Annotated in this window: 5 protein-coding genes and 1 tRNA gene; 4 read left to right on the top strand and 2 right to left on the bottom strand. The window is 62.8% G+C overall.

Going from position 1 to position 7113, the window contains the following annotated elements; all coding sequences use genetic code 11:
* Window positions 1–1175: MFS transporter (locus tag EN993_RS28425; protein WP_127265435.1), on the top strand; the 1175-nt coding region annotated here is incomplete at its 5' end.
* A 6-nt stretch (window positions 1176–1181) separates the two neighbouring features.
* Here EN993_RS28425 and EN993_RS28420 read toward each other — a convergent pair.
* Together EN993_RS28420 and EN993_RS28415 are read right to left on the bottom strand one after the other, a co-directional pair.
* Window positions 1182–1928: an RlmE family RNA methyltransferase gene (locus EN993_RS28420; RefSeq protein ID WP_127265434.1), complete on the bottom strand. Its 747-nt coding sequence runs from the start codon at window positions 1926–1928 to the stop codon at window positions 1182–1184.
* A gap of 121 nt (window positions 1929–2049) precedes the next feature.
* Window positions 2050–3408: a Ppx/GppA phosphatase family protein gene (locus tag EN993_RS28415; protein WP_127265433.1), complete on the bottom strand. Its 1359-nt coding sequence runs from the start codon at window positions 3406–3408 to the stop codon at window positions 2050–2052.
* Between the two features lie 382 nt (window positions 3409–3790).
* Here EN993_RS28415 and EN993_RS28410 point away from each other — a divergent pair, with 382 nt between their 5' ends.
* The 3 genes from EN993_RS28410 to EN993_RS28400 all read left to right on the top strand — a co-directional run.
* Complete coding sequence (locus EN993_RS28410) at window positions 3791–4723, top strand: lysylphosphatidylglycerol synthase domain-containing protein (protein WP_127265432.1); 933 nt, start codon at window positions 3791–3793, stop codon at window positions 4721–4723.
* Window positions 4724–4899: 176 nt separating this feature from the next.
* Window positions 4900–4973 (top strand) — tRNA-Gln (locus tag EN993_RS28405).
* Window positions 4974–5726: 753 nt separating this feature from the next.
* Window positions 5727–7113: VCBS domain-containing protein (locus EN993_RS28400; protein WP_206532430.1), on the top strand; the 1387-nt coding region annotated here is incomplete at its 3' end.

Below are 7113 nucleotides of genomic sequence, written 5' to 3'. Positions count from 1 at the left end.
CGATCGCCTGCGCGCTCTCCGGTTCGCTGCCGGCTTTCGTGGTCTCGCGCTTCCTGCAAGGCATTGGCGGCGCCATGATGACGCCGGTCGGACGGCTGGTGCTGGTGCGCGCAACACCGAAAAGCGAACTCGTCGCGGCAATGTCCTGGCTGACCGTTCCGGCGCTTGTGGGGCCGCTGGTCGGGCCGCCCGTCGGCGGCTTCATCACCACCTATTTCACCTGGCACTGGATTTTCCTGATCAATGTGCCGATCGGCTTGGTCGGCATCTGGCTGGCGACGCGTTTCCTGCCGAAGACCGAACCCGTGCAGACCCCACCACTTGATTTCATCGGCTTCGTGCTGAGCGGGCTGGCGGCATCCGGCGTGGTGTTCGGCCTGTCAGTGGTGAGCTTGCCCTATCTGCCGCCAATCGTCGGTGTCATCACCGTAGCGGTTGGCCTCGTGTCGGGCGCGCTCTATCTGCTGCATGCGCGCCACGCCAAAAACCCGCTGCTGGCGCTCGAACTGTTCCGCAACCAGGTGTTCCGCTCCTCGGTGCTTGGCGGCGGGCTGTTCCGCATCGGCATTGGCGCGGTGCCGTTCCTGCTGCCGCTGATGTTCCAGATCGGCTTCGGGCTGACGCCGTTCCAGTCCGGCATGATCACTTTCGTCTCGGCGATCGGCGCCATCGGCATGAAATTCGTCACCGCACTGATCTTCCGCGTCGCTGGCTTCCGCCGCGTGCTGGTTGTCGGTTCGCTGGTCGCCGCGGCCTCGATCGCCATCAACGGACTGTTCACGCCCGACACACCCTATCTCTTGATGCTGGCCATGCTGCTCGTCGGCGGCTTCATCCGCTCGATGTTCTTCACCGGCGTCAATGCGCTCGCCTACGCCGAGGTTTCAGCTGAAGACACCAGCAAAGCCACGCCGATTGCCGCCGTCTTCCAGCAGCTGTCGATCGCGCTTGGCGTGGCGGTGGCCGGCGGCATCCTGGAAGTGTCCACAAGCCTGAACGACAGGTCACTGACGCTGGCGGATTTCCACACCGCGTTCTTCGTCGTCGCGGTGATTTCCGCCGCCGCGTCCCTGTCGTTCATGCGGCTGGCGCCCGATGCCGGCAACGCTGTCTCCGGACATGGTCGATTGACCACGCCCAAGACGTTGGAAGCGGTAAGCCCGCCCGGCAATTGATGCGGCTTACGTTTCGGGCTCGCCCTCCGGACGTTCCGATCCGGCTGACGACGGCTCCCGCCCCTTAAAGTCTTTCGCCAGCAGGTAGAGTTCCACCGATTCGTCGCGTGAGGCCGGCGGTTTGACGTGATGGACCGAGCGGAAGTTGCGCTTGAGCATGGAGAGCAGCTCGTTTTCGGCGCCGCCCTGGAAGGTCTTGGCAAGGAAATGCCCGCCCGGCTTCAGCACCGACAGCGCGAAGTCGGCCGCCACCTCGCACAGATGCATGGTGCGGATATGGTCGGTCCGCTTGTGGCCAGTGGTCGGTGCGGCCATGTCGGACAGCACGATATCCGGATCGCCTCCCAGCGCCTCGGCCAGCTTTTGCGGCGCCAGCGGATCGAGGAAATCCATCAACAGCACCGGCGCGCCGGGCACAGCGTCCATTTCCAGATAATCGATGCCGATGACATGCGGCTTGTCGGCCGTCGATTTCGTGCGCGCGGCGGCGACCTGGCACCAGCCGCCGGGAGCCGCACCGAGGTCGATCACCTTCATACCGGGCTTCAAAAGATGATGTTTGTCGTCGATCTCGATCAGCTTGTAAGCCGCGCGCGAGCGATAGCCGTCAGCCTTGGAGCGCTGGACATAGGGATCGTTGATGTGGCGCTGCAGCCAGCGGCGCGACGATTCCTTCAGGCCGCTCTTCTTCTTGATCCGCGTCTTCAGCACGCGAATGCTGGCTGATCCTGGTTTTTCCGGTTTCTTGGTCATTGCCTGATTTCTTGTCCGAGCATCATTTCCAGCGAAAACCGGTTCATGCCTTCTTGTCTGAGCATGACCTTTTCCGAGAACCGGTCGCCACTTTTCGCTAACGCGGTCCTGAGGTTCGGGATCATGCTCTGCCACGTCCATCATTGCGCCAGACGCCGTCATCGGCCATCAGTTCGCTCAATATGCCTTCGCGCAGGCCACGATCGGCGACGCGCAGTCGCTCCGACGGCCACACCGCGCGGATCGCTTCGAGGATAGCACAGCCGGCCAGCACCAGATCGGCGCGATCGGCACCTATGCAAGGGTTGGCGCAGCGCTGCTGGAAATCCCAGCCGACCAGCTTTTCGACCATGCGGTCGACGCTGTCGCGGTCCATCCACAGCCCGTCGACACGGCGACGGTCGTAGCGCTCGAGGTCGAGGTGAACACCGGCGAGCGTCGTGACCGTTCCGGACGTGCCGAGCAGATGGAAATTCGGGCTGGCCTTGAGATGGCTCAGCCGGTCGCGGCCGTCGAAGCTGGCCAGCCGGCCGGCGACGTCGTCGACCATGGCGGCGAAGATCTCGCGCGTCACCGTGCGGCCACCAAAGCGCTCGGCCAGCGAGACGACGCCGACCGGCAGCGAGGTCCACGACACGATGTGGTTGGCGAGCCTTGGCGAGCGGCGGCCGGCGAGGTCGATCAACGCAATCTCGGATGAGCCGCCGCCGATGTCGAACAGCACGACACCTTGCGTGTCGCGCTCGACCAGCGAACCGCAGCCGGAAACCGCCAGCCGCGCTTCGGTCTGGCGATCGATGATCTCGAGCTTCAGGCCGGCCTCGCGTTCGACGCGGTCGAGGAACTCGACGCCGTTGTCGGCCGTGCGGCAGGCTTCGGTGGCGATCAGCCGGGCTTTTCGGATCTTGCGGTTGCGCAGCTTGTCGCCGCAGATTTTCAGCGCCTCGACAGCGCGATCCATCGCCGGCTGGCCGAGCCGGCCATTGGCGGTGAGCCCCTCGCCCAGCCGGACGATGCGCGAAAAGGCGTCGATGACGCGGAACTGGCCATGCCGCGTCGGCACGGCAACCAGCAGCCGACAGTTGTTGGTGCCGAGGTCAAGCGCCGCAAACACCGGAAGCTCGTACACTGGCGGCCGACGGGTGCCCTGTTCGGGCCGCGCCACCGCAGCGGCGGGCGAGGCCACCGATTCCGCCGGCCTGTGCGCTTCCACCGCCGGAGCACCGGTTTTGCCTGGCGCCGGCGATCGATTCTCCGTGGGACGCACTTCATCGCGCGCAAAAACCTTGCGCCCGCGCCTTCGCTTGCGCCGCTTCTTGGGCTTGCCCTTCTGGGGCGCGTCGCCCGCCTGCCCGTCTGCGGAGCGGGGCTCCGTCGGGCGGCGTTGCTGCCAGCTGGCAGTTCCCGGGCCAGATGGTCCCTGGGAAGCGCTGGACACGCCCACCTCCGGCGCGCCGGCACCGGTGTCGTGGTCTTCCACTGTCGTTCCTTCCGGCGCCGCGCGAACCGATAACGGACGCAGCAGGCGCTTCAGTGTTTTAAGTTGCCGCCAGACTAACAGTGCCGCGCCCGATCACCAAGAGCCGCGTGCCGAATTTTGCCGACTGGGCCAGCAAACCGTCGTTTCGGCAGCATTGCGTAATGTATTCGCAAGCCTGGATTGCTACGCGCAGCCCCTGCCGGCTCGCATTCATTTTGCAACACGGACAAAGCTTGCCGGTAGTCGCGGTGAAAAACGTTCGCAGTTGAATAGCCGGCTTCAATGAGGCATTTCTGAAATGAGCGGAAGAATCCGGCGCGACCGGTCTCCTCCCATCACCAACAGAAAAGGAAGCGGACCCGCAACGCATGGCAGTCAGGCAATGAACTGGAGACGCTATTTCTGGCCGGTCGTCGGCATCGCGGCGGTGATCTTCTCACTGCTGCTGCTCTGGCACGAACTGCGCGGCATTTCGCTCGACGATGTCTGGGACGGCATCACTGCTATCCCTGCCCGCGGCTGGATTCTCGCGGCCGTGAGTTCGGTCATCGCCTATGCCTCGCTCGCCGGCTACGACCACATCGCGCTCCTGCACATCGGCAAGCGCGTGTCGTGGCTGTTCGTCACGCTCTGCTCCTTCACCACCTATGCACTGTCGCACAACATCGGCGGTTCGGTGTTTTCCGGCGCCGTCATCCGCTACCGCGCCTACGGCACCAGGGGCCTGACCGGCCAGGATATCGGTGTGCTGGTGGCCGTCTGCTGGATCACCTTTGTGCTGTCGACGATTCTCGCCTCAGGCCTCGTATTGGTCTTCGAGCCGCAGATTCTCGACCGGTTTTCCGGCATCGCCCATCACGGCCTGTCGGAGGCAGCGGGCATCGCAATGCTGATTCTGGTCGCCGCCTACATCTTCGGCAGCTGGCTGCACCTGCGCCCGCTGAAGATCGCTGGCTTTCAGCTGCACTATCCGGCGCTGCCGATCGTCGCGCGACAGCTGCTGATTGGCCCGATCGAACTGCTGGCGGCCACCGCGATCATCTTCTTTGCCCTGCCCGAAGCCCACAATCCCGGCTATTTCGTCGTGCTGGGCGTCTTCCTCGTCTCCTTCTCGATCGCGCAGATCTCGCACGCACCGGGCGGCCTCGGCGTGTTCGAGGTAGTGTTCCTCGCCGGCCTGTCCGACATGGACCCGGTCGGTGTGCTGGCGGCGCTGCTGGTGTTCCGGCTGTTCTACCTGATCATCCCGCTGATTCTGGGTCTGGGCGTCGTGCTGTTCTTCGAACGCTCGCAGTTCAGCCGGACGGAGAGTTGAGACGTGCGATTGGGCTGGAGGCCCTGCCCAGCGTTTGAAACGTGACGCCTGAACCCGGAAGACAAAAGGTTGCGGTTGAACTGTCGGGCAGGCTTGACTATTTTCCACCGGCGGCTACAAGGCAGCGCTCAAGCGGCTCCGGTCGCTCGGCCCGCACGGTTCATGACCGTGCCTGCTGGGGAATAGGTTAACGGTAGACCCACGGACTCTGACTCCGTTAGTCCTGGTTCGAATCCAGGTTCCCCAGCCAACTATTTACGCAATATAATCAGGCAGTTAGCTAGCAGCGTCTTGACAGGGCGTGTGCGTCTTGTCCAGCGGTGCCAACCTTGCCGTCCGGACAGTGTCCCAACCTGTCCCCTGCTGTCAGTGCAGCTTGACCGCGACACGCAGCGTTGCTCCGCTGTAGGCTGGTGGATTGATCCGTTCGCCCGGCCGGCGCCTTTGCCCCAAGCACCGGAAAGGCTTGTCCGAGCTTTCGCGCGAATCGCCGGGCAGACGTCTGGACGATTGCCGTAGCTCCAATGCTGGCGATGTTCGGTCTGCAAACCTACCCGCCCGTTCATTTACCCGTGTGGCGGGAAAACTCCAGCCGGCCAGTAGGACCGCTGCGGATACTTTGACTTTGACTTCGACTATTAACTGTTCCGTCAAGTTGGCCATTGACGCTCCCCCTCCGGTAGGGTTAAGAATCCCCTAATATAAGGGCTTTCTAAAACTCGTGATCGGCAACCAACGAGTTAAGACGATGCAATTGGGGTAGGGAGAAGCAGCGGCGACCAAAGTCGTCGCAGCCATCATTATCGAGCCACCATCCATCCGTGAATAGCCAGCTCAAGCGGGTTGTTCGCAAAGCGGTGGCTTGTCTGGATGGCGCTGACAATTGATGCCTCCCCGAATTCGCACACCGATCGCGCGGCTATTCTTCGGCTGGAGGCAGCCGGTCGTTCAGTACTGTCGATAAACAGATGGGGCATCTGTTCTTAAACAAGGGGGGTTGAAAATGGCTTCTAAAATCGCCGATGCCGGTGGAACCACTGCGTCTTTCTCCAACACGCCGCAGGCGAATGATGACGTTTTCAATTTAACCGAGGATACGGCCGTCCTCGCTTCGGGTTCGCAAACCATCATAGTTCTCGATGTGATGGCAAACGATCAGGGTGGAAACGCAAAGTCCCTCTTTTCGGTGGACGACGGGATTTCCGCGTCGACGGCCACGAAGCAATACGCGCCCCTTGACCTGACGACTCAGGACTTTCAGACGGCCGGCATTTCAACCTGGGAAAGCATCGGTGTCGGGGTTTCCATCCGCATAAACAACGGCAAGGTCGAGATGGACCTTAGCGGATATCTGGCGGCGCATGGCTTCACCAGCCTGCAGGCCATGGGTCCGAACGACCATCTCAATGAGACCTTCACCTATGCGATCAAGCTCGGCAACGGAACGCTGAGCTGGGCCAGCGTGTCGGTCAACATTCAAGGCACCAATGATGCGGCCGTGATTTCCGGCGTCTCAACGGGCGCGGTCATCGAGGCTGGCGGTGTCGCCAATGCCATCCCCGGGACGCCAACGGTGAGCGGCACTCTGACAGATACTGACGTCGACAATACGCCCAATACGTTCCAGGCGGTCGCGGCGGGAACCGCGGGCGATCATGGCTACGGGACCTACCAGATGACCGCGGGTGGTGTCTGGACCTTCACACTCAACAACAACAATGCGGCAGTGCAGGGCCTCAACGTCGGCCAGAATCTCACCGAGACCTTTACCGTCCACACACAGGACGGCACCGCCCAGGTGGTCACCGTCACCATCCACGGCACCAACGACGCGGCCGTACTGTCGGCCGACGTGCGCAACCTGACCGAAGGCAACACGGTGGCGCAGATCAGCACCTCCGGCACGCTGACCATCTCCGACGTCGACAACCCGGCGACCTTCGTCGCCCAGGCCGCAACCGTTGGAACCTATGGCACCTTCGCCATCAATGCGGCCGGCGCCTGGACCTACACCGCCTCTTCTGCTCACAATGAATTCGTTGGCGGCCAGCACTACACCGAGAACTTCGACGTGGTCAGTGCCGACGGCACTCACACCTCGGTGCATATCGATATCCTGGGCACCAATGACGCGGCCGTGCTCTCGTCTGCCTCGGTCAATCTGACCGAGACCAACTCGGCCGTCGACATCTCGACGTCGGGCACGCTCACCATCTCCGATGTCGACAGCGATCCCCACTTCGTGCCCCAGGTGGCTGCCGCCGGCAGCTACGGCACCTTCGACCTCGATGCCGACGGCAACTGGACCTACACGGCATCCTCCGCCCATGACGAGTTCGTCGCCGGCACCACCTACACCGACACCTTCAATGTCGTCAGCGCCGACGGCA

The organism is Mesorhizobium sp. M7D.F.Ca.US.004.01.2.1, assembly GCF_003997785.1.
Classification (GTDB): domain Bacteria; phylum Pseudomonadota; class Alphaproteobacteria; order Rhizobiales; family Rhizobiaceae; genus Mesorhizobium; species Mesorhizobium loti.
This window is presented reverse-complemented; position numbering and strand designations above follow the sequence as displayed.

Coding starts and splice junctions, on each gene's coding strand:
- EN993_RS28420 (WP_127265434.1), bottom strand. CDS start 1,928: ATGACCAAGAAACCGGAAAAACCAGGATCAGCCAGCATTCGCGTGCTG.
- EN993_RS28410 (WP_127265432.1), top strand. CDS start 3,791: ATGAACTGGAGACGCTATTTCTGGCCGGTCGTCGGCATCGCGGCGGTG.